The sequence below is a fragment of the Streptomyces sp. NPDC006265 genome (assembly GCF_040613555.1).
Classification (GTDB): domain Bacteria; phylum Actinomycetota; class Actinomycetes; order Streptomycetales; family Streptomycetaceae; genus Streptomyces.
In genome coordinates, this window is the sequence record NZ_JBEXSH010000040.1 from 1 (window position 1) to 20,766 (window position 20,766).

The 20,766-nt window shown below is 68.2% G+C and carries 20 protein-coding genes and 3 pseudogenes; 17 read left to right on the plus strand and 6 right to left on the minus strand.

The features are described 5' to 3' along the window. Both ABZ281_RS05930 and ABZ281_RS05935 read right to left on the minus strand, forming a co-directional pair. On the minus strand, positions 1-586 hold a 586-nt coding region (locus tag ABZ281_RS05930; RefSeq protein ID WP_356652524.1), incomplete at its 3' end, for a peptidoglycan bridge formation glycyltransferase FemA/FemB family protein. Positions 587-754: 168 nt separating this feature from the next. Continuing rightward, positions 755-1,060 (minus strand): hypothetical protein, encoded by a 306-nt coding sequence (locus tag ABZ281_RS05935; protein ID WP_248503134.1) that lies wholly within the window; start codon positions 1,058-1,060, stop codon positions 755-757. 264 nt (positions 1,061-1,324) lie between these two features. On the opposite strand from ABZ281_RS05935, the gene rpsF reads away from it, so the two are divergent. From rpsF to rplI, 4 genes are all read left to right on the plus strand, one after another. Further along, the gene (gene rpsF, locus ABZ281_RS05940) at positions 1,325-1,615 is read left to right on the plus strand and encodes a 30S ribosomal protein S6 (RefSeq protein WP_356652527.1); all 291 of its coding nucleotides are present in this window, start codon (positions 1,325-1,327) and stop codon (positions 1,613-1,615) included. Positions 1,616-1,686: 71 nt separating this feature from the next. Further along, positions 1,687-2,280: a single-stranded DNA-binding protein gene (locus ABZ281_RS05945; RefSeq protein WP_356652529.1), complete on the plus strand. Its 594-nt coding sequence runs from the start codon at positions 1,687-1,689 to the stop codon at positions 2,278-2,280. A 45-nt stretch (positions 2,281-2,325) separates the two neighbouring features. Beyond that, on the plus strand, positions 2,326-2,562 hold the full coding sequence (gene rpsR, locus ABZ281_RS05950; protein WP_003949403.1) for a 30S ribosomal protein S18: 237 nt from the start codon (positions 2,326-2,328) through the stop codon (positions 2,560-2,562). 18 nt (positions 2,563-2,580) lie between these two features. Beyond that, positions 2,581-3,027, plus strand: a complete 447-nt coding sequence (rplI, locus tag ABZ281_RS05955; protein WP_030847101.1) for a 50S ribosomal protein L9 — start codon at positions 2,581-2,583, stop codon at positions 3,025-3,027. A gap of 171 nt (positions 3,028-3,198) precedes the next feature. Here rplI and ABZ281_RS05960 read toward each other — a convergent pair whose 3' ends face one another. Continuing rightward, on the minus strand, positions 3,199-4,536 hold the full coding sequence (locus tag ABZ281_RS05960) for an MATE family efflux transporter (protein WP_356652532.1): 1,338 nt from the start codon (positions 4,534-4,536) through the stop codon (positions 3,199-3,201). Positions 4,537-4,996: 460 nt separating this feature from the next. Here ABZ281_RS05960 and dnaB point away from each other — a divergent pair, with 460 nt between their 5' ends. The 6 genes from dnaB to ABZ281_RS05990 all read left to right on the plus strand — a co-directional run bounded on the left by dnaB (position 4,997) and on the right by ABZ281_RS05990 (position 12,379). Next, on the plus strand, positions 4,997-6,478 hold the full coding sequence (gene dnaB / locus ABZ281_RS05965; protein WP_298553546.1) for a replicative DNA helicase: 1,482 nt from the start codon (positions 4,997-4,999) through the stop codon (positions 6,476-6,478). Positions 6,479-6,916: 438 nt separating this feature from the next. Next, a complete protein-coding gene (locus tag ABZ281_RS05970; protein WP_356652534.1) occupies positions 6,917-7,648 on the plus strand; it encodes a TnsA-like heteromeric transposase endonuclease subunit in 732 nt (243 codons plus the stop codon). Further along, positions 7,645-9,774 (plus strand): helix-turn-helix domain-containing protein, encoded by a 2,130-nt coding sequence (locus tag ABZ281_RS05975; protein WP_356652536.1) that lies wholly within the window; start codon positions 7,645-7,647, stop codon positions 9,772-9,774. The genes ABZ281_RS05970 and ABZ281_RS05975 overlap by 4 nt, the downstream gene beginning before the upstream one ends. Beyond that, positions 9,771-10,364 (plus strand): hypothetical protein, encoded by a 594-nt coding sequence (locus tag ABZ281_RS05980; protein ID WP_356652537.1) that lies wholly within the window; start codon positions 9,771-9,773, stop codon positions 10,362-10,364. The genes ABZ281_RS05975 and ABZ281_RS05980 overlap by 4 nt, the downstream gene beginning before the upstream one ends. 120 nt (positions 10,365-10,484) lie before the next feature. Next, on the plus strand, positions 10,485-11,474 hold the full coding sequence (locus tag ABZ281_RS05985) for a hypothetical protein (RefSeq protein WP_356652539.1): 990 nt from the start codon (positions 10,485-10,487) through the stop codon (positions 11,472-11,474). 26 nt (positions 11,475-11,500) lie between these two features. Next, positions 11,501-12,379, plus strand: a complete 879-nt coding sequence (locus tag ABZ281_RS05990) for a LysR family transcriptional regulator (RefSeq protein ID WP_356652541.1) — start codon at positions 11,501-11,503, stop codon at positions 12,377-12,379. Positions 12,380-12,390: 11 nt separating this feature from the next. Here the strand turns inward: ABZ281_RS05990 and ABZ281_RS05995 are convergent, their stop codons facing one another. After that, complete coding sequence (locus ABZ281_RS05995) at positions 12,391-12,768, minus strand: hypothetical protein (RefSeq protein ID WP_356652543.1); 378 nt, start codon at positions 12,766-12,768, stop codon at positions 12,391-12,393. A 118-nt stretch (positions 12,769-12,886) separates the two neighbouring features. On the opposite strand from ABZ281_RS05995, the gene ABZ281_RS06000 reads away from it, so the two are divergent. The 3 genes and pseudogenes from ABZ281_RS06000 to ABZ281_RS06010 form a co-directional block, all read left to right on the plus strand. Continuing rightward, positions 12,887-13,495, plus strand: coding sequence for an SMI1/KNR4 family protein (locus ABZ281_RS06000; RefSeq protein WP_356652545.1), 609 nt, complete (start codon positions 12,887-12,889; stop codon positions 13,493-13,495). 155 nt (positions 13,496-13,650) lie between these two features. Beyond that, a complete protein-coding gene (locus ABZ281_RS06005) occupies positions 13,651-15,015 on the plus strand; it encodes a serine hydrolase domain-containing protein (RefSeq protein ID WP_356652547.1) in 1,365 nt (454 codons plus the stop codon). Beyond that, positions 14,907-15,336: pseudogene (locus ABZ281_RS06010) on the plus strand (MFS transporter); the annotation flags it as partial. The gene ABZ281_RS06005 and the pseudogene ABZ281_RS06010, both read left to right, overlap by 109 nt. 19 nt (positions 15,337-15,355) lie before the next feature. Here ABZ281_RS06010 and ABZ281_RS06015 read toward each other — a convergent pair. Together ABZ281_RS06015 and ABZ281_RS06020 are read right to left on the minus strand one after the other, a co-directional pair. After that, complete coding sequence (locus ABZ281_RS06015) at positions 15,356-15,847, minus strand: VOC family protein (RefSeq protein WP_356652549.1); 492 nt, start codon at positions 15,845-15,847, stop codon at positions 15,356-15,358. Positions 15,848-15,910: 63 nt separating this feature from the next. Further along, positions 15,911-16,753: an AraC family transcriptional regulator gene (locus ABZ281_RS06020; RefSeq protein ID WP_356652551.1), complete on the minus strand. Its 843-nt coding sequence runs from the start codon at positions 16,751-16,753 to the stop codon at positions 15,911-15,913. 166 nt (positions 16,754-16,919) lie between these two features. On the opposite strand from ABZ281_RS06020, the gene ABZ281_RS06025 reads away from it, so the two are divergent. The 4 genes and pseudogenes from ABZ281_RS06025 to ABZ281_RS06040 form a co-directional block, all read left to right on the plus strand. Further along, entirely contained in the window at positions 16,920-18,422 is a 1,503-nt protein-coding gene (locus tag ABZ281_RS06025; RefSeq protein WP_356652553.1) for a family 43 glycosylhydrolase, read from the plus strand. A gap of 84 nt (positions 18,423-18,506) precedes the next feature. Beyond that, a pseudogene (locus ABZ281_RS06030) lies at positions 18,507-18,728 on the plus strand (alpha-arabinofuranosidase); the annotation flags it as partial. 207 nt (positions 18,729-18,935) lie between these two features. Next, positions 18,936-20,067: pseudogene (locus tag ABZ281_RS06035) on the plus strand (family 43 glycosylhydrolase); the annotation flags it as partial. 60 nt (positions 20,068-20,127) lie between these two features. Continuing rightward, a partial coding sequence (locus ABZ281_RS06040; RefSeq protein WP_356652555.1) for a polysaccharide pyruvyl transferase family protein occupies positions 20,128-20,766 on the plus strand: 639 nt, incomplete at its 3' end.

The following is a 20,766-nucleotide window of genomic DNA, read 5'->3' on the forward strand; positions in this document are numbered from 1 at the left end:
GCTGGTTGAAGTTCTTGTGGACCTCTTCCAGGGAGCGGTTCGCCAGCGGTACCTGATACACGTAGCGGGGCTGGACGTCGCCGAAGCCGGCGCCGCCGTCCTCGCCCTGCTGCCAGCCCATGCGGCGCAGCTTGTCGGCGACCTCGAAGGCGCGCGGCTCGATGTGGTCGGCCTCGATGTCGCGCAGGCGCTTGACGTCCGGGTTCTGGATGCCCTGCTTGATGGAGGGGGCCTCCCAGCGCCGGATGATCACCGGCGGGCCCATCTTCACGGAGAAGGCGCCCTGCTGCTTCAGATGCGCCAGCATCGGCTCGATCCAGTCCTGCAGATTCGGCGCGAACCAGTTGATGACCGGGCCCTCGGGCAGGTAGGCGAGGTAGCGCTTGATCTTGGGAAGCTGCCGGTAGAGGACCAGACCGGCACCGACCATCTCGCCCGTGCGGTCGTCGAACCAGCCGAGGTTCTCGGAGCGCCACTCCGCCTTGACGTCAGCCCAGGCCGGGACCTGCATGTGGCTCGCCGACGGCAGGCTCTGGATGTAGGCCAGATGCTGCTCGCGACTGATGGTCCTCAGGGTCAGGCTCATTTCGGGGCGCTCCTCGGGCTGGTGTGTCCCCATGGGTACAGGGGCTCCGGCTCTCGCGCGAAGCCTACTGCGCCGTGGGAGCGCGCCGGTTGGGCGTACGGGACCTGCGCCCCGGCCCGAGGCCGGCCGGGGCGTGACCCGGTGTTCAGATGAGGGGGTGTGCAGGCGTCAGCCGATGAGGCCGCCGTGCGCCATGCCCAGGAAGAACCCGACGCCCGATGCGCCCAGCCCCAGGATCAGGCCGAAGCGCTCCCGGGTCGTCTCCGAGATCCACTGGCCGTACGCACCCGTGAGGATGCCCACGAGACCGGCCCAGGAGCTGAGCAGATGCAGGTCCTCGTCGATGATCGCCGTGAGGAACGACGTGAGTCCCAGCACCAGGGTCACCGCGAGCAGCGCGTCCTGGAGGGGATGGGGCTTGCCGTCCGTGGCGAAGAGGCCGCCGGCGGTGTTGGGTCGCAATGCCTGTGCCATAGGGCACCTCCTGCGAAAGTCGGCGCATCGTAGCGCCATACACACCCGATGTGTACAGATTGGCTGCCCTGGCGGCCGGATTTCAACCGCAAGCCGCTGTGCGGGTACTCTGTACCGTCCGCACCGGTGTCTGCCCATGTCATGGCAGGGGCTTCTCGCCAGAAACCCCGACTGTCAGTGGTGGCCGATACCGTTGCCCACGCATCACAACCCTCCTGCCACGGAACGACCGTGGCCGCTGAGTCCAAAGGAGGTGGGTTACACATGCGTCACTACGAGGTGATGGTCATCCTCGACCCCGAGGTCGAGGAGCGCGCTGTCTCTCCGCTGATCGAGAACTTCCTCTCCGTCGTCCGTGACGGCGGCGGAAAGGTCGAGAAGGTCGACACCTGGGGCCGTCGTCGTCTCGCGTACGAGATCAAGAAGAAGCCCGAGGGCATCTACTCGGTCATCGACCTGCAGGCCGAGCCTGGGGTCGTCAAGGAGCTCGACCGCCAGATGAACCTGAACGAGTCGGTCCTCCGGACCAAGGTCCTCCGCCCCGAGACCCACTGAGCTTCCCAGCTCAGCTGATCCCGGGATTCGAGTAGCAAGCAGCCAGAGCAAACCCGCCGAGAGGTTCCCCCATGGCAGGCGAGACCGTCATCACGGTCGTCGGCAATCTTGTCGACGACCCCGAGCTGCGCTTCACCCCCTCCGGTGCGGCGGTCGCGAAGTTCCGTGTCGCGTCCACCCCCCGCACCTTCGACCGCCAGACGAACGAGTGGAAGGACGGCGAGAGCCTCTTCCTGACTTGCTCGGTCTGGCGTCAGGCGGCGGAGAACGTCGCCGAGTCGCTCCAGCGAGGCATGCGCGTCATCGTGCAGGGCCGGCTGAAGCAGCGGTCCTACGAGGACCGTGAGGGTGTCAAGCGCACGGTCTACGAGCTGGACGTCGAGGAAGTCGGCGCCAGCCTGCGTAATGCCACGGCCAAGGTCACCAAGACCACCGGCCGCGGTGGCCAGGGCGGCCAGGGTGGCTACGGCGGCGGCGGTGCCGGCCAGGGTGGCGGCGGCTGGGGCGGCGGCCCCGGTGGCGGCCAGCAGGGCGGCGGCGCTCCCGCCGACGACCCGTGGGCGACCGGCGCTCCCGCCGGTGGCAACCAGGGCGGTGGCGGCGGCTGGGGTGGAAACTCCGGCGGCGGCAGTGGCGGCGGCTACTCGGACGAGCCCCCCTTCTAGGGGAGGGTTCGCACTCACACTTCTTGATCACACAGGAGAAACACCATGGCTAAGCCGCCTGTGCGCAAGCCGAAGAAGAAGGTCTGCGCATTCTGCAAGGACAAGGTCACGTACGTGGACTACAAGGACACGAACATGCTGCGGAAGTTCATTTCCGACCGCGGCAAGATCCGTGCCCGCCGCGTGACCGGCAACTGCACGCAGCACCAGCGTGACGTCGCCACGGCTGTGAAGAACAGCCGTGAGATGGCGCTGCTGCCCTACACCTCCACCGCGCGATAAGGGAAGGGTGACCGACTCATGAAGATCATCCTCACCCACGAGGTCTCCGGCCTCGGTGCCGCGGGCGACGTCGTCGACGTCAAGGACGGTTACGCTCGCAACTACCTGATCCCGCGGAAGTTCGCTATCCGCTGGACCAAGGGTGGCGAGAAGGACGTCGAGCAGATCCGTCGTGCTCGCAAGATCCACGAGATCCAGACCATCGAGCAGGCCAACGCTGTGAAGGCCCAGCTCGAGGGTGTCAAGGTCCGTCTGGCCGTTCGCTCCGGCGACGCCGGTCGTCTCTTCGGTTCCGTCACGCCGGCCGACGTCGCTTCCGCGATCAAGGCCTCCGGCGGTCCCGAGGTCGACAAGCGCCGCATCGAGCTCGGCTCGCCGATCAAGACGCTGGGCGCTCACGAGACGTCCGTGCGTCTGCACCCCGAGGTTGCCGCCAAGGTCAACATCGAGGTCGTCGCGGCCTGAGTGCCGCGCCTGCTGAAGCAGTAACGATGGGGCCGCACCCTGAAGGGTGCGGCCCCTTTCGTGGCTGTCGGACGCTGTACACCGAGCGGCGTTCGTGTTTCACGTGAAACACCGCCTTCTGCGGAGCACACCGTGTTTCACGTGAAACAGGCAGCGTTTCATGTGAGCCGGTCAGCGGGTCGCTCCCGTCACGATCCAGCGGCCAGATCGGGCGCGAAGCCACAGGGTCAGCATCCGCACGGTCATCATCAGCGTCATCGTGGCCCAGAGGGCAGTGAGCCCGCCGCCCAGTACGGGGACCAACAAGGCCACGGGCGTGAACACCGCCAGGGTGAGCAGCATCGCCCAGGCGAGGTAAGGGCCGTCACCGGCGCCCATCAGGACTCCGTCCAGGACGAAGACGATGCCGGAGATCGGTTGGGACAGGGCGACGATGATTAGAGCGGGGAGCGCCACGTCCTTGACCGTCGGGTCACTGGTGAACAAGGGCAGGAAGGCCGGTCGGGTGATGACCACCAGTACGCCCAGGACGACTCCCACGGCGATGCCCCACTCCACCATGCGACGGCATGCATCCCGGGCGCCCTGGGCATCACCGGCTCCGAGGTAGCGACCGATGATGGCCTGCCCCGCTATGGCGATGGCGTCGAGGGCGAAGGCCAGCAGGCTCCACAAGGAGAGGATGATCTGGTGAGCGGCGATGTCGGCATCCCCAAGACGAGCGGCGACCGCCGTGGCGATCATCAAGATCGCCCGCAAGGAGAGGGTGCGGACCAGCAGAGGCACACCGGCTTGGGCGGACGCCCTGATCCCGGCGGCATCCGGGCACAGCGAGGCATCGTGCTTTCGCGCTCCTCGCAGAACCACCGCGAGGTAGACCGCGGCCATGCCGCACTGGGCGATGACCGTGCCCCACGCGGAACCGACGATCCCCAGGTCGGCGCCGTAGACAAGCCCGGCGTTGAGGGCGCCGTTGGCGATGAAGCCGACTATGGCGACGTAAAGCGGGGTTCTGGTGTCCTGTAGGCCGCGCAAGACGCCGGTCGCCGCTAGGACGACCAGCATGGCCGGTATGCCGAGCACGGAGATGCGTAGATACGTGATCGCGTAAGGGGTCGCCGCATCCGAGGCGCCGATGAGGTCCACGAGGTGGGGTGCTGTCGGCAATGCGACTGCGACGACGGCGGCGCCGAGGAGCAGTGCCAGCCAAATGCCGTCCATGCCTTGTCGGATGGCGGCCTGGAGGTCGCCTGCTCCGACGCGGCGCGCAACCGCCGCTGTTGTGGCGTAGGCGAGGAAGACGAAGACGCTCACGGCGGTCATCAGCAGGGCCGAGGCGATGCCGAGGCCGGCGAGTTGGGCCGTGCCCAGATGGCCGACGATGGCGGTGTCGGTCATGAGGAAGAGGGGCTCGGCGACGAGGGCGCCGAAGGCCGGAAGGGCCAGTGCGACGATCTCGCGGTCGTGCTGTCTCCGGCCGGCCGGTCGGCGCGCGGGGGCCTGTGTCATGTGCACCAATCTAATCGTCCACAGGTAAGAGATGCAAAGCTTTTGCAACCCTTACGTACTGTCCTGGGGTGCGCACTGCTGTACCCGGTGTGAGGCGATCTTGGGCCGGTTGGGAAAGTTTTTCTTCTGCACAGCCGGTGGACGGAAAAGGCGCAGCTCAAGTCGGTTCCTCTCGCGAGAGTCGTTGCTTGTTCACAGGCCTGTCCACCGGGTCGTGCACAGGTTTCGCGGAGTTCTCCACAGCATCTGGGCCGTCGTCCACATGGCCTGTGGATAACCAGATTGGCTGACGGTGCCGAGGGGCCTACGGTAGTCCGGCGCCCGCTCCGTCCGCCGGTTTTCAAAACACCACAAAACCGGCGCGTGCCAACCGGAGTTGGGCCTCTTATTTGTCAGTGCCGTGCCGTAGAACAGAGGGGCACGGCTAGGTCTGCTTCGGCGGACGGGAGGAGGTGGCTCGGTGAGCATTTCCGAGCCCTTGGACGACCCGTGGGCCGACAGCGGGCCCAGTGATCGTCTGCCCGCCTCCCGACGGCGTGGTGACGGAGCCCGGGGCCGCGACGAACAGCACGAGCGCGGCAGGGACAGCGGGGCGTGGGACGGCGGATCTGCCCCCTCCTTCGAGCGGGTGCCCCCGCAGGACATCGACGCCGAGCAGTCCGTCCTCGGCGGCATGCTCCTGTCCAAGGACGCCATCGCCGACGTCGTCGAGATCCTCAAGGGCCACGACTTCTACAAGCCGGCCCACGAGACGATCTACCAGGCCGTCCTCGATGTCTACGCCAAAGGTGAGCCGGCCGACCCCATCACGATCGCGGCCGAGCTCACCAAGCGCGGCGAGATCAACAAGGTCGGCGGGGCATCATACCTGCACACCCTTGTCCAGACGGTGCCCACGGCGGCCAACGCTGCGTACTACGCGGAGATCGTCCACGAGCGGGCCGTCCTGCGCCGCCTGGTCGAGGCCGGAACCCGCATCACGCAGATGGGATACGCGGCCGACGACGACGTGGACGAGATCGTCAACCGCGCCCAGGCCGAGGTCTACGCGGTCACCGAACAGCGCACCAGCGAGGACTACTTGCCCCTCGGCGACATCATGGAGGGCGCGCTCGACGAGATCGAGGCCATCGGCTCGCGCAGCGGGGAGATGACCGGCGTGCCCACTGGGTTCACCGACTTCGACTCGCTCACCAACGGCCTGCATCCCGGGCAGATGATCGTCATCGCGGCCCGTCCCGCCATGGGTAAGTCGACGCTGGCCCTGGACTTCGCCCGGGCCGCGTCGATCAAGCACAACCTCCCGAGCGTCATCTTCTCCCTGGAGATGGGACGCAACGAGATCGCGATGCGTCTGCTGTCCGCAGAGGCCCGTGTCGCCCTCCACCACATGCGGTCCGGCACCATGACGGACGACGACTGGACGCGTCTGGCGCGCCGGATGCCCGAAGTGTCGTCGGCACCGCTTTACATCGACGACTCCCCGAACCTGTCGATGATGGAGATTCGCGCGAAGTGCCGTCGGCTGAAGCAGCGCAACGACATCAGGCTCGTGATCATCGACTATCTCCAGCTGATGCAGGCCGGGGGCTCCAAGCGCTCCGAGAGCCGTCAGCAGGAGGTCTCGGACATGTCGCGGAACCTCAAGCTCCTGGCCAAGGAGCTGGAGGTGCCGGTGATCGCGCTCTCCCAGCTCAACCGTGGTCCCGAGCAGCGCACGGACAAGAAGCCCATGGTGTCCGACCTGCGTGAGTCGGGCTCCATCGAGCAGGATGCCGACATGGTGATCCTTCTGCACCGCGAGGACGCGTACGAGAAGGAGTCACCTCGCGCGGGCGAGGCGGACATCATCGTGGGCAAGCACCGAAACGGCCCGACGGCGACGATCACCGTCGCCTTCCAGGGCCACTACTCGCGGTTCGTGGACATGGCGCAGACCTGATCCGCCCCCTGTAGGTTCTCAAAACTCGTGTCATTTTCTCAGCCGCCGTGTCATCTGGATGGCATTTATGACATCCCCGTGAGACAGCGCAGGTCAGAGACTCGCCGCGCCCGGCGGAGCCGCCCGAAGCGGCGAGGAAATGACACGGAGCTGAGAATCCGGCAGATGACACGGCGTGAGAAGCCCGCCAAACCAGCAGTTCAGAGGCCCGGCAGATGACACGGGCGGCGAGAACCTACAGCCCCGATGTAGGTTCTCAAATCCCGTGTCATTTTCTCAGTCGCAATGTCATCTGACTGGCCGAACTGACACGGGATTGAGAATCGCTGTTCACCGCCATCACTCGTTTGGGTGACCTTGCCCCAGGCCTGGCGTGGGAGTCTCGCGCGGATGCGAACGTAGCGCTCGCGGAGGCTGCCGACGAACCAGGGGTGACTCATGGCGGCAGAGCTGAGCGTGGCGTCGATCACCGTGAGCCTGCGGAGCGCGAGCGGCAGGCTGGTTGAGAACCGAGAGTGGGCTGGGTCCTCGATCGGCGGGCTTGCGGGGGCGGCACCCTGGCGGACCTTCCGCTGGTACAGGGGCCAGCGGCACTACTCGGGCACCTACTGGTCCGCCACAATGCGTGACCACGTCATCTACGAGTCGCGCCTCGAACTGGCGAGGCTCCTCTTCGCTGATTTCGACCCGTCCGTACGGCGCATCGTGGCCCAGCCATTTCTGCTCAAAGCCGAGGTGGGCGGGGCTGCGCGCAAGCACATTCCGGACTATCTCCTGGTCACCGATGAGGGGCCCGTGGTCGTGGATGTGAAGCCTTTGCACCGGTGGTCCAAGCCGGAGGTGGCTCTCACGTTCGGCTGGACCCGTGAGGCGGTGGAGCTTCGCGGGTGGAAGTACGAGGTCTGGAGCGAGCCACCTGCGGTTGAGCTGGAGAACATCCGGTTCTTGTCGGGCTACCGCAGAGACTGGCTGTTCGATCGTGGGCTCGTTGACGAGCTCCGTGGCGCTGAGCTCGACGGGGTCTCCTTGCAGCGCGCTGTGGCCTGCTTGCCCGGGCGCTCGGAGGAGCAAGTCCGGCCTGCGGTCTATCACTTGTTGTGGACACACGAGTTCACGGTGGATCTCGACCGGCCGTTCAGTCCGGCGCACGTGCTGAGGAGGACCGCGTGAGCAGGGCGGGAGCGCGGGTCGGCGTCGGTACGCACTTCCGCTACGACGGGGAGACCGTCGAGGTGGTCGAGATGGCTGCCACCACGGCCGGCAACGAGGTCGTCCTCAAGGACGGTCAGGGCAGGCTCCTGCGTCTCTCCTTGCGAGAACTGCTCTTCTCCGACCGGGCCACCCTCATCCCCGATGGGCCGGGACCGTCTTCGGGCGACGCTGAGGAGATCGCCTCGGTGGTGCTGGGGCAGTTGGACGAGGACGACAGACGGCAGATCCTGGAGCGTGCCGAGCACGTTCGGGAGCTTCTCACGGGATACCGGTCCGGCAGCGCTGAACTGGCGCGTGAAGGCGAACCGCGAGCTCCGTACACGCCGACGCTGTCGCTGGATGCACGCTATGCGGCGAAGGCCTCGGAACTCGGGGTCACCGATCGCACCGTTCGACGATGGGTCGCCGACTACCGCCGACACGGTGAGGCCGGCCTCGTTCAGCGGACAAGCTCCCAGGCACGGCCCTTCGGCAGGGCCGATGACCGTTGGGTGGAGACCGCGCTGGAAGTCATGGTCGAGCACACCGGGGAGTCGAAGCCATCACGCAAGATGGTCATCGACCGGACTCAGGCCCGGCTGATCGCGCGGTTCGGTCCGGACGTCATACCGCAGCCCAGCCAAGCCACGGCATACCGGGTGCTCACGGAGTTGGAGCGGCGGCACCCGCTGTTCCGGCTCAGCACCAAGCGGAACCGGGACATCGCCGACCGGCCGGACGGCGCCTATGGCAAGTTGCGGCCGACCAGGCCGGGTGAGTACCTGCTGATGGACTCCACCCGGTTGGACGTGTTCGCATTCGATCCGCTCACGCTGCGATGGGTCCAGGCCGAGCTCTCGATCGGTATGGACTGGTACACCCGCTGCGTCACGGGGATCCGGCTCACGCCGGTGTCGACGAAGGCCGTGGACGTCAGCGCGGTGCTCTACCAGTCGTTCCGGCCCCGGCCGGCGGGGAAGGACTGGCCGAGACATGCGGTCTGGCCCGAGCATGGGATCCCCAGGACGGTGCTGGTCGACGTCGACGCGGTCGAGGGTCCGGGGCTCGCGTCCCCGGCTCTGGTCCCGGAGACGCTGGTGGTTGACCACGGCAAGGTTTACGTCTCGGAGCACTTGACCAGCGTCTGCCGCCGGATGGGGATCTCGATCCGGCCTGCGCGGCTGCGGACAGGCCGGGACAAGGGTCCGGTCGAGCGGTTCTTTCGGACCCTACGAGAGGACCTCTTGCAGGCCCTGCCGGGCTACAAGGGGCCCGATATCCACTCCCGGGGCGAGAGGCCGGAGGACGACGCGTTCTTCTTCCTGGACGAGTTGGAGGCGATCATCCGTGAGTGGACCGCGGTGGTCTATCACTGCCGGCCCCACTCCGGTCTCCTCGACCCGGGCCTGCCTGGGATGAGGATGTCCCCGGCGAAGATGTTCGAGCACGGCATGGCGAGGGCCGGCTACATCGAGGCCCCGCGGGATCCGAACCTCGCCTTCGAGTTCCTTGAGACCAGGTGGCGCACGATCCAGCACTACGGCGTCGAGATCGACCGCCGCCGCTACAACGGGCCCGCGCTCAACGCTTACCGAAACGTCAAGAGCCCGTATGACGGACCGGTCAAGAACGGTTGGCCGTTCCAGGTGGACCCAGACGACATCACCAGGATCTACTTCCGGGATCCTGAGAGCCGCCGCTGGCACACCCTGCTCTGGGAGCATGCTCCAGCGGCGCACATGCCGTTGAGCGAGGACGCCCTGGCCTTCGCCCGGAAGCTGGCCGCCTCGAAATACCGTTACCCGGACGACCGGCTCGCCGTTGCTGACCTGGTGGAACGGTGGAACCTGGGGCTGGGAACGACGCTGGCCGAACGGCGCATGGCTCTGCGGCTCTCCCGTGAACAGGCTCCGATCGAACTGCCGGAAACCGAGGCTGAGACGGTTATCACTCTTCCGTCCGTACGCAAGGCCCTTGGGGCGGACGCGGCCACGGCGGAGCCCGAGCAGCCGGAGCCGACGGAGCTTGGCGATGACGACGAAGCCGACCTGGAAGACCTCGCCGGCGAGGACGACTTCTACGCCGACGCCCTGGAGGACGTGTGACCGGCACGGCCAGCCTGCCCAGCCCGGCGAACCTGGCGCTGTCCCGGAAAGAGGACTTCAAGGCGTTCGCCGACGGCCCGCGCCGCACCCAACCCGACGTACTGACACGCGCCCAACTCAAGGCCCTGAGCCCGCAGGCACGAGCCGAGTACAACCGCAGAAGGCGTGAGTGGCACGCCAATCTCGGGCCACTCAGGACACCGCAACTGGCGGAGCTCCACGAGGACTTGTGGGACATCATCGACAGCAACCTGCAGGATGGTGACAAGGCCAAGGGCGCCGTCGCGGTCGATGCCTTTCCCGGGCTGGGCAAGACCACCTCGGTGCTGGCGTTCGCCCGGGAGTTCCATCGCCGGGAGATCGCCGAGCAGGGAGAGTTCACGGCCCAGGGGAACGAACGGGTGCCGGTCTGCCGGGTCGGCCTGACCGGCAATACCGGCATGAAGGACCTCAACCGGGCCATGCTGGAGTTCTTCGGCCACCCGGGACGCAACCGCGGGACCACCACCCGAGAGCATTTTCCGGTGGCTGCGGCTTCGACCTCACCAAGACCAGAACGCTTCGGCCGCCCGCAGGCCATCCGGCGCTGACCGCCCAGGACCGGCTGCTGGAGATCATCGAGTCCGGGACAGCCGCCTTCGGTGCCTACACCGCCAGCCCGCAGTCGGGCATACGACGCCCTCGCGGACATCCGAGCAGTCGGCGGGCGAGTGCTGGCAGACCTCCCTGCCGACGTCATCAAGAACCTGCTGCCCGTCGATCTCGCCGACGAGCACTTCACGCCCGACGCCGGCTCTCGACTCGCATCCCGAGCCGTGGAGCGGCCCGGCTACATGGCTCCGCCAAGGGCCGCGAGCGCCGCAGTCGCGGTGACCACCGCGCTGCGAGTCCTTGATCACCGGGATCTCCACCTGGCCGGGGAGGCGATGCGCGGACTGCTGGAGGCGATGCGCGAGGAGCTCTGGCAGATCAGCGCCACCAGCATCGACAACTGGGGCCGCGGCCTGAGCCCCGTCCTCAACGCGGTGCACCTGGCCGCGCTCGCCCCGTCGTTCCGGCCCAGTGACCAGCTTCGCTTCCGCACGGTTACCGCCATGCCCAGCAGACCGAACCTCACGGACACTGAGCTGGCTCGGCGAGCCCGGAGCATACCCAGCACGTTCTGGCCGTCTTGGGCAGTACGGCTCACGCCGTCGGAAGGGGTCTACCCTCGTGTTCTCGCGCCTGTCCTGGCCAGCTCTCTCCTGATCGTCGGCAGCCGGACCAGCCTTGAGGACGCGGCTCGGCACCTCGGCGCAGTCGCTGACGGCATCGAGATCTCCCGGATCTTGCAACTGCTGAACGATCAGCCGCTATGGCCGGACATGACGACCGCGCTGGTCCGCCTGGCCGACTACCTCGACTCCAACGACATCCCCATCGACTACCAGCGTCGCCGCCGCCTCGACTACAGCAGCCTGCTGCCGCACGAGCTCTGGCTGGGCATCTGCCGCCGCACCGGCACATCGCCCGGACAAGGCCGACGAGAGCAGATCATCCGCTGCCGGCTGTTCCAACGCATCAGCGGCCTGCCAACCGAAGACGCACCCGGCTACCGCAAGGTCGACGAAGCACCCTTCAGGGCCGAGGCAGCCCGCGCCGCAGTCCTACAAACACCCGAGCTGGCCGGGGACTGGACCGTGCGGCCCGGGACTTCCTGACCGCCCAGGACATCGACGACGAGCCAGTGATCTGGCAGCCTCCCACCTCCCTGCTCGACGGGCTGAATCTGCCCGGCCCCGACCCCGCCCGCATCGACGTCCCCCGCCTGCACCGCCTCGTCCGCCAGCGCAAGAACCCGGTGCAGTACGCGGCTGAGGCCCTCGGCACCACCGTCGAGGCAATCCGCCACGTCCTGGACGAACACCCCGCCCCCGCGCCAACGCCGACGAAGTCCGCCGCCAGGGCGACGGGCCAGATCCGACGCAAGGCCCGCCAGGACGTGCCGAAGGAGACCTTCGTCCGCCACTACCTGGACGAACACCAATCCCTGAACCAGATGGCCGCCCTCACCGGTTTCTCCCGCAGCGTGCTGACCGCTCTCGCACATGAGTATGAAGTCCCGCTCCGTGAAGGCCCGCAGGACTACAAGCGCCGCGGGACGGTCGAACGGGACTGGCTGATCGAGCAGTACGTCCACCGCCGCCGCACCCTGAGCGACCTCGCAACGGAGAAAGGAATGAGCACCGCAAACATGGCCAGGTGGGCGAAGGCCCACAACGTCCCCCTGCGATCACGCGGAGGAGCCAGCCACAGCGAGGCACTTTGGGCCATCGACCAAGCCAGCCGAGCGCCACGTATCCTCCGGCCGGCACTCGGCGGCCAGGGCGCCAGTGAACGCCTGAGCCGATTCGCGGCTGCATCCGCCTACCCGAGCCTCGGTGCCGCAGCGAGTAGCCTCGGCCTCAACACGTTCACCCTTGTCGCGCAGATCAACCGGATCGAGCGAGAGCTCGGCGGACCGCTGCTGGTGAGAGCCGAACGGGGACGGCCGATGACACTCACCCCTTTGGGGAGGAAGGTGCTCAGGGCGATCCGGACATTTCAGCGCGATGCACAGTCATGAAGCATCGGAGCTCACACCGAGTCGTCCAGACGGTGGTAGGCCCCTTCGAACTCTCCCGACGCAAGCAGCTCGGCGATCACCATCACCATCTTCCGGATGCCAGGATCTCGAACGATCAGCCCGTCCGAGCACCAGAAGCACCGACCACCTGCCGCTTCTCCTGTCTCCTCCCAGCTCTTCATCAACCGGCTGACCTCGGCGACTGTGAAGATCGTCGCACTCCAGCGTGAGCCATCGGGGAGGCGAACCTCAGCATCGACGTTGCAGACCTCGTCGAGTACCTCATCAGGGTTCGGGAGGAAGAAAGCCTCGAAGCCATCGGCTCGGACGCGATAGTAGGGGCCGTCCCATCCGGCCTCAGATCGAAGTTCCGTGCTCATGCTGGTCATCTGGGGAGGATCCCAGCGCGCGACACCGGGCACAACTGGCTAACGGGCAGCTGATCACAGCGGTGACATCCATGCCAGTGAGCAGGTAGTTTGCGGGAGGACAGAGAGAAGAGTTCGCATGGACTCCCGAATCGCCCGCATCCGACGCAAACTGGCCAAGGTGCCCTATGCCGCGATGCGAAGCCATTCCTTCGGCGAAGAGAAGCACGGGTTCCGTCTCGAACCCCCGTTGCCGGACGCGAAGGTCGCCGAGTTCGAGGCCGACCATCACATCGAACTGCCCGATTCCTACCGCAGCTTCCTGACCACACTGGGCGGGGGCGGAGCCTCGCCCTTCTACGGCCTACTGCCGTTGCAGTCATGTCGGCTGTTCATGATGGACCCCCGCGGCGAGCCTGGCCGCCCTCGGGGGTTCACGTTCGCCGGCGACCCGCCTCACCGAGGTGACCTTTTCCTGCACATCATCGAGGCAGGGTGCACCGACCTGGTGCTTGTCGGCATCACCGGTGCTCTAGCCGGTCGCGTCGTCACCGGAAACGCCGACGGCTTCTGGGGCCCCAACGTCTCGTCGGCCACCGACTTCCTGGCCTGGTATGAACGCTGGCTCGACCACATGCTCGACGGGCGCGACAACCGTGACCTGGAACTGACCTCGCCCGCCCTGCGAGCGCCTCTCGACCGCGCTCTGAGGAAGCACCGCAGCCGAGAGGATCTGCCACGCAACTGAGAATCCGGAGTCATGTCATCCGATTGAGAACGGGCCGGAGGCGCTGGTGGCGCGGGCGATCACATGACATCGAGGCTGAGAACCTACACCCGACCTCGCAGGCCCTCGCTCGAATGTGCTCGACGGGGGGATGCCGGGCCAGGTGGACTGGGTCCATGACGACATCTCAGGGAGAACTGCTTCCCGGCACACGTCGCGCTCTGCTGCACCGCATCGCCGTCGCACAGGCCGAGGGTCGGGCTCCGTCGCTCGTCGCGGCCGTCGTGCGGGACGGGACGACGGTGTGGACGGGGGCGCGGACCTCGGTGGAAGGGCACGCGCCGGACGAGAACGTGCAGTACCGGATCGGCTCGATCACCAAGACCTTCACGGCCGTTCTCGTGCTGCGGCTGCGCGACGAGGGCGCCCTGGATCTGGGGGATCCACTGGAGAAGCATCTGCCGGGCACCGGCGTGGGGGAGGCGACCGTCGCCGAACTCCTCGCGCACACAGGCGGGCTGGCGGCCGAGACACCGGGGCCGTGGTGGGAGCGGAGCCCTGGATCCCTGCGGCCCGAACTCGCCGATGTGCTGGGCGAGCGGCCCCTGCTGACCTCGCCCGGTCGACGGTTCCACTACTCGAACCCGGGCTACGCCCTGCTCGGGGCACTCATCGAGAAGCTCCGCGGGGCTCCCTGGGAGGACGTTCTTCGGCGTGAAGTGCTCGAACCCCTGGGGCTGCATCGCACGAGCGTGCGGCCACGGGTGCCCCATGCGGGCGGCTGGGCCGTTCATCCCTGGGCCGATGTGATGCTTCCCGAGCCCACCGAGGATCTGGGGCGCATGGCTCCGGCCGGTCAACTCTGGTCGACGACAGGTGACTTGGCGCGATTCGTGGTCTTCCTGGTCAACGGCGACGAGCGGGTGCTGAGTGCCGAGTCGCTGCGGGAGATGAGGACACCGGCCGCGCCCCACGAGGCGGCGGACGTGGCGAGCGGTTACGCCTACTGCCTGGGTATGGAGATCCGGCGACGGAACGGACGGTGCCTCGTCGGCCACACCGGTTCGCTGCCCGGCTTCCTCGCGTGCCTCATGATCAGCGTCGAGGACGACGTTGCGGCGATCGCCCTTGCCAACTCCACGTCCGGACCGCTGCTGTTTTCTGTCGCCGCCGACCTGGTCCGTATCGTCGCCGAGGCGGAGCCGCGCATCCCGGCACCGTGGAAGCCGCTGGGGGATGTGGACCCGTCGCTGCTGGAGCTGACGGGGCAGTGGTACTGGGGGACGCACGCCTTCGCGCTGAGGCTGACGGCCACCGGGCTGATGTCGCTCGGGCCGCTGACCGGCGCGGGCCGTCGCTCGCGGTTCCGCCCGAACGGTGACGGCACATGGACAGGACTGGAGGGCTACTACGCCGGCGAGCTCCTGAAGGCGCCGTCAACCGGTCCATCGGCGCCTCGCACGGCGAGGCCACCGGCATCACCCGGACCGTGCGCAACTACGCGGCGTGCGTGGGCCTGGCCGTCTACGGCACGATCCTGACGCACGTGACGACGGACAAGGTGGTGGGCACCCTGACGTCCAGGGGCATGTCCGGGGCGGACGCGAGCACCGTGGCCCGCGACGTCACCGAGTCGATCACGGGCAGCGGCGTCCCAGCCGCCCACCGGCACCGGAGCGGCCGCCGAGGCGACCCGGGAGTCGATGTCCGCGATCCGCGTGGACTTCGCCGAGGCCAACCAGTGGGTGTTCTACGGCATGGCCATCGCCCTGGGCATCGGCTTCCTGTGCGCCCTGCGGCACCCGGGCGGCAAGGCTGCCGACACGTCGACGCAGGAGGAACCGGCCGCACGGGCGCACTGACCGATGCCCCTCCGGCGCTTCAGGACGTGAACAGTTCCGTGGTCCGTTCCTGGATCTGCTCGGGCGTCAGGTCCTCGATGGTCTGGGAGATCATCCAGAGATGGCCGAACGGGTCGGCGAGTCGGCCCGCGCGCTGCCCGTAGTGCTGGTCGGCGACCGGGTACACCACCGTCGCCCCGCCCCGCACCATGGCCTCGGCCACGGCGTCGGCGTCGGGCACGTCGAGCGCCATGATCACGGGGCTGCCGCCGAGGGACGTCGGCGCCGGGTCGCCGGTGTCGGCGTCCTTGACCGCGATCGCGGCGCCGCCGATGCGCAGCATCGCGTGCACGATCGTGCCGTCGGGGCCGGTGTACCGCTCGGTCTCCTCGGCGCCGAGGGTTTCCCGGTAGAAGTCGATCGCCCGGGCTCCGTCGGAGACCACGAGGCGGGCGTAGAGGCGGGTGACGGCGGGGGGGCCGGTGATGTGCGGTTCGCTGGTCGCGTCGGGTTCGCGTTGTGTGTTCGTCATGCCTTCACGATCGCGGGTCCCGGGCGGCGTGGATTGTAGAAAATCGCCGGCCGGGTGAGTCCGTCACCCGCCGAGCGGTACGTGGTTGCGTTCGTGTGGCGTGCGCGGCGCGTAGGCGGTCGGGGTGATCCCGGCGAGGGCGCGGAACTCGTGAATCAGATGGGCCTGGTCGTGGTAGCCGCAGTCCGCGGCGAGAGCCGCCCAGTCCGGCGGCCCGTGCCCGGCGTTGACACGGCGCAGCAGCCTCTGGAAGCGCCGGATCCGCGCGTACCGCTTGGGCGTGAACCCCAGGTGTTCGGTGCAGCTGCGGGCCAGCCGCCCGGTCGTCCAGCCGAGCCGGTCGGCGACCTCGCCGACGGGTGTGCCGCGATCGAGCAGGGCCGCGGCGAGACGGACTGCCGGGTCGGGCTCCGAGGGGCCTTCCGCTCGCCCCGCCAGGGCCGTCTCCAGCACCCGCAGCCCGGCCCGCGGGCCTTGTGCGGCCACGGCTTCGAGCAGCCGTTCGCGCAGCACCGCACCGTCCGCGCCCCACAGTTCGTCGAGGTCCACGAGTTCGTCGCGGAGGGCGGAGACCGGGACGGTGAGGAAGGGGTGGGCGCCCGCGGGACGGAACGCCACCCACAGGACGGCCCGCTGCTGCGCCGGGTCGATCACGGCCGGCTCCGAGAACGGACCGTGCACGGCCGCGCCCCGGGTACGCCGGCCCGCACCCCCCGGTGGGGACGTGGACAGGGCGTCCATGTCGAGGTTCACCAGCAGTTGCGCCGCGCCCGTCGGCAGGGCCAGCTCGGCGGAGTGCGCGAACCGCCCCTCGGTGTAACCCATCACACCGATCGAGGGCACGAGCGCGGGCAGCGACGGCCGGACCACGAGCCCGACGGGTGCTTCCTCCGCCGTACGAGCCATACGCCCACCCTACGGCCGGGCCCCGGTCCGCAAGGAAGGCCCCGCGCGTCGAGGCCTGTCCAGCCTGTGCGAACCGTTGACGGGGGTGGGAGCGCCACTTATCTTCTGACCGACTTCATGGCCGATTCCACGAACTGCGTTCGAAATCACGGACAGGGGCGCTCGTATGCTTCGCACTCCCCCTGCGGCCCGGTGCCGCAGCCCCCTGCTCGTCTGTGTGCTCACCCTGCTCCTCGCCCTGGTGACGGCGGTCCAGCCGGCATCCGCGGCGGACGGACGCCCATACACCAACCCGCTCAAGTCGGCCAAGGGCGCCGACCCCTGGCTGACGTACCACGACGGTGACTACTACCTGGTCACCACGACCTTCACCGGCGTTCTCGCGATGCGGAAATCGCCGACCCTGGCCGGGCTCGCCACCGCGCCCAGCGTCCAGGTGTGGTCGGACACCACCTCGACCCGCAACACCAACATCTGGGCGCCGGAGATCCACTTCCTGAACGGCCGCTGGTACCTGTACTACTCCGCGGGCCGAAGCGGCGTGGCCTGCTGCGACTCGCAGCGCACCCACGTCCTGGAGAGCGCCGGTTCCGACCCGATGGGCCCCTACACCTACAAGGGGTCGCTGACCGGCTCGAACCTCACGCCGGGCGGCTGGCTGATCGACGCGAGCGTGCTCCAGGCGAACGGCAGGCTGTATCTCGTCGGCAGCGGCTTCGTGAACGGCGGTGCGCAGAGCCTTGTCATCGCGCCGATGATCAACCCGTACACCCTCGCGAGCAGTACCTTCACCGTCGTCTCCAGCCCCACGCTGAGCTGGGAGCGGTCGGGGTCCCCTGTGAACGAAGGGCCCGAGCCGCTCTACCGGAACGGCCGCACCTTCCTGACGTACAGCGCGAGTTCGTGCCAGACGGCCGACTACAAGCTGGGGCTGCTGGAACTCACCGGCGCCGACCCGCTCGCCCCGGCATCCTGGACGAAGAAGCAGACCCCGGTCTTCCAGCGCAGTGACGCGAACGGCGTGTACGGCCCCGGGCACAACGGATTCTTCACCTCGCCCGACGGCACCGAGAACTGGATCGTCTACCACGCCAACTCCACGGCGAACGGCGGCTGCGGCAACGCCCGCACCACCCGCGCCCAGAAGTTCACCTGGAACGCCGACGGCACCCGCGACTTCGGCACCCCCGTCCCCCTCGGCGCCACGCTCCCCGGCCCGTCCGGCGAGACCGCCACCACCCCGACCGCGTACACCCTCGTCAACCGCAACAGCGGCAAGTGCCTGGATGTGGCGGGCGGCGGCACCGCCGACGGCACGAACGTCGCCCAGTGGACCTGCAACGGCGGGTCCCACCAGAAGTGGAAGGTCGAGGACCTCGGCGACGACACCAGCCGCCTGGTCAGCGCCGCCACCGGCAAAGTGCTGGACACCGCCGGGTGTTCCGCCGCCGACGGCGCGGACCTGCGGCAGTGGTCCTGGCTGAACAACGCCTGCCAGCGCTACCGGCTCGTGTACACGGCGAGCGAGGACTACGTCCGGATCGTGAACGAGAGCACCGGCAAGGTCGCCGACGTCGCGAACTGCGGGACCGCCGACGGCACCGACGTACGGCAGTGGTCCTGGCTGAACAACACCTGCCAGCAGTGGCGCCTCGTCCCCACCACCTGATCCCCCGGAGAACTCCCTCGAGACCCATGGCCGTCCTCGTCACCCTCGCGACCTGCCTGCGCGGGCGCGCCCGCGCAGGCCGCCGTGCCCGACTCCCCCGCCGCCACCTACACCAACCCGTTCGCGGAGAAGCGGGCCGACCCGCACATCTTCAGACACACCGACGACTACTACTACTTCACCGCGACCGTCCCCGAGTCCGACCGCATCGTGCTGCGCCGGGCGACCACGGTCCAAGGGCTGAAGACGGCCCCCGAGACGACCATCTGGACCAAGCACGCCAGCGGTGTGAGGGGGGCCCACATCTAGTGCCGCGGCAGGCGACGTTTGCCCGTTGAGGAGCGGCGTTTGGTGCGTGCTCTCGGCGTGCCGGCCGGAAGCCCTTGTACTGGACGTACTCGGGGTTTCGGCCGGTGCGGCGAGTGGGGGTACCCCCTGCTCGAGCGGAGTCGAGAGCCTGGGGGAGCGTGCCGGGCGTCGCGACGGGGCGAACGTTGCCTGCCGCGGCACTAGGCGCCGGAGATCCACTTCATCAACGGCAGGTGGTATGTGTACTTCGCGGCCGGCGCCACCGACGACGTGTGGGCGATCCGGATGTACGTCCCGGAGGGCACGGGCGCCAACCCGCTCACCGCCACCTGGACCGAGAACGGCCAGATCAAGACCCAGTGGGAGAGCTTCTCGCTGGACGCGACGACGTTCACCGTGAACGGCGTGCGCTACCTGGCCTGGGCGCAGCGCGACCCGTCGGTGAACAACAACACCGACGTCCACCTCGCGAAAACGGCCAACCCCTGGACGATCACCGGCACTCCGGTGCTGCTGTCGCGGCCCACCTATTCCTGGGAGACGGCCGGGTGCAAGGTCAACGAGGGCCCGGCCGTCATCCAGCACGGCGGCAAGGTGTTCCTGACGTACTCCGCGAGCGCCACCGACGCCAACTGCTGCCCCGGCATGCTCACCGCCTCCGCGAGCGCCAACCTGCTCAGCCGGGCATCGTGGAGCAAGAGCGCCACCCCGGTCTTCACGAGCAGCGCCGCGACCGGTCAGTACGGCCCGGGCCACAACTCCTTCACCGTCTCCGAGGACGGCAAGAGCGACATCCTCGTCTACCACGACCGCAGCTACAAGGACATCAGCGGTGACCGCTCAACGACCCCAACCGCCGCACCGCGTGCAGAAGGTCTACTGGAAGGCCGACGGCACCACGAACTTCGGCATTCCCGTTGCCGACGGCATCACCCCGCAGCGCTTCTCCTCGTACAACTTCCCGGACCGGTTCGTGCGGCACTACGACTACCGGGCGCGGATCGAGGCCGGCGTCACCCAGCTCGCCGACTCGCAGTTCCGCGTCGTGCCGGGCCTCACCGGCAGCGGGACCGTCTCCCTGGAGTCGGCCAACTTCCCCGGCTGCTACCTGCGGCACAGGAACTTCGAGGTATGGCTGGAGAACAACGACGGCAGCACCCAGTTCGCGTCCGATGCGACCTTCCGGCAGCGCGCCGGACTCGCGGACCCGGCCGGTGTGTCGTACGGGTCGTCCAACTACCCGGGGCGATACGTCCGCCACTGGGAGTACTTGCTGAACGTGCAGGCGGTGAGCACCGCAACCGACCGGGCGGACGCCATCTTCTACGCCCAGTGACGCACGGTAAATGTGCGTAATGCCCTGAATGTCTTCCCCAGGGGCGGGCACTCAGGGCATGTGCACACACAACAGGGCAAGCGACCGCGCAGGGTGCTGCTCACCGGGTGGTTCAGCTTCCGGGACAGGGAGGCGACCGCCGGGGACGTGCTGGCCCTGCGCCGGGTGGAGGACGTCATGCGGGGGACGGGCATCCCCTACGACGTCGCCTGGAGTCCCCGCTTCCGTCCGGAGGCGCTGCATCTGGACCGGCTGTGGCCGGAGGACTACACCCACCTGGTGTTCGTGTGCGGCCCGCTGCACGGACCGCAGGTGGAGGAGCTGCACCGGCGGTTCGCGCACTGCGTGCGGATCGCCGTGGGCACCTCGGTCATCGACCCCGGCAGTCCCGCCGTGACCGGCTTCCACCGGGTGCTGCCACGGGACGGGCCGGACAGCGAGCCGGTGGAGGACCTCGCGGCCCGCGCCCCGGACGTACCGGCGCGGCCCGTCGTCGGGGTGATCCTCGCGCACGGGCAGCACGAGTACGGGCAGCTGCGGCGGCACGGTCAGGTCGCCGAGGAGGTGACGCGCTGGCTGGCCGCGAAGGACTGCGGCCGCCTGGAGCTGGAGACCCGGCTGGACACGCACGACTGGCATCTGAGCGCGACGCCCGCGCAGCTGCAGTCCGTGCTGGCCCGGCTGGACCTCGTCGTCACC

Coding starts and splice junctions, on each gene's coding strand:
- ABZ281_RS05935 (WP_248503134.1), bottom strand. CDS start 1,060: ATGGCACAGGCATTGCGACCCAACACCGCCGGCGGCCTCTTCGCCACG.
- rpsF (WP_356652527.1), top strand. CDS start 1,325: ATGCGTCACTACGAGGTGATGGTCATCCTCGACCCCGAGGTCGAGGAG.
- ABZ281_RS05945 (WP_356652529.1), top strand. CDS start 1,687: ATGGCAGGCGAGACCGTCATCACGGTCGTCGGCAATCTTGTCGACGAC.
- rpsR (WP_003949403.1), top strand. CDS start 2,326: ATGGCTAAGCCGCCTGTGCGCAAGCCGAAGAAGAAGGTCTGCGCATTC.
- rplI (WP_030847101.1), top strand. CDS start 2,581: ATGAAGATCATCCTCACCCACGAGGTCTCCGGCCTCGGTGCCGCGGGC.
- ABZ281_RS05960 (WP_356652532.1), bottom strand. CDS start 4,536: ATGACACAGGCCCCCGCGCGCCGACCGGCCGGCCGGAGACAGCACGAC.
- ABZ281_RS05970 (WP_356652534.1), top strand. CDS start 6,917: ATGGCGGCAGAGCTGAGCGTGGCGTCGATCACCGTGAGCCTGCGGAGC.
- ABZ281_RS05995 (WP_356652543.1), bottom strand. CDS start 12,768: ATGACCAGCATGAGCACGGAACTTCGATCTGAGGCCGGATGGGACGGC.
- ABZ281_RS06000 (WP_356652545.1), top strand. CDS start 12,887: ATGGACTCCCGAATCGCCCGCATCCGACGCAAACTGGCCAAGGTGCCC.
- ABZ281_RS06005 (WP_356652547.1), top strand. CDS start 13,651: ATGACGACATCTCAGGGAGAACTGCTTCCCGGCACACGTCGCGCTCTG.
- ABZ281_RS06015 (WP_356652549.1), bottom strand. CDS start 15,847: ATGACGAACACACAACGCGAACCCGACGCGACCAGCGAACCGCACATC.
- ABZ281_RS06020 (WP_356652551.1), bottom strand. CDS start 16,753: ATGGCTCGTACGGCGGAGGAAGCACCCGTCGGGCTCGTGGTCCGGCCG.
- ABZ281_RS06025 (WP_356652553.1), top strand. CDS start 16,920: ATGCTTCGCACTCCCCCTGCGGCCCGGTGCCGCAGCCCCCTGCTCGTC.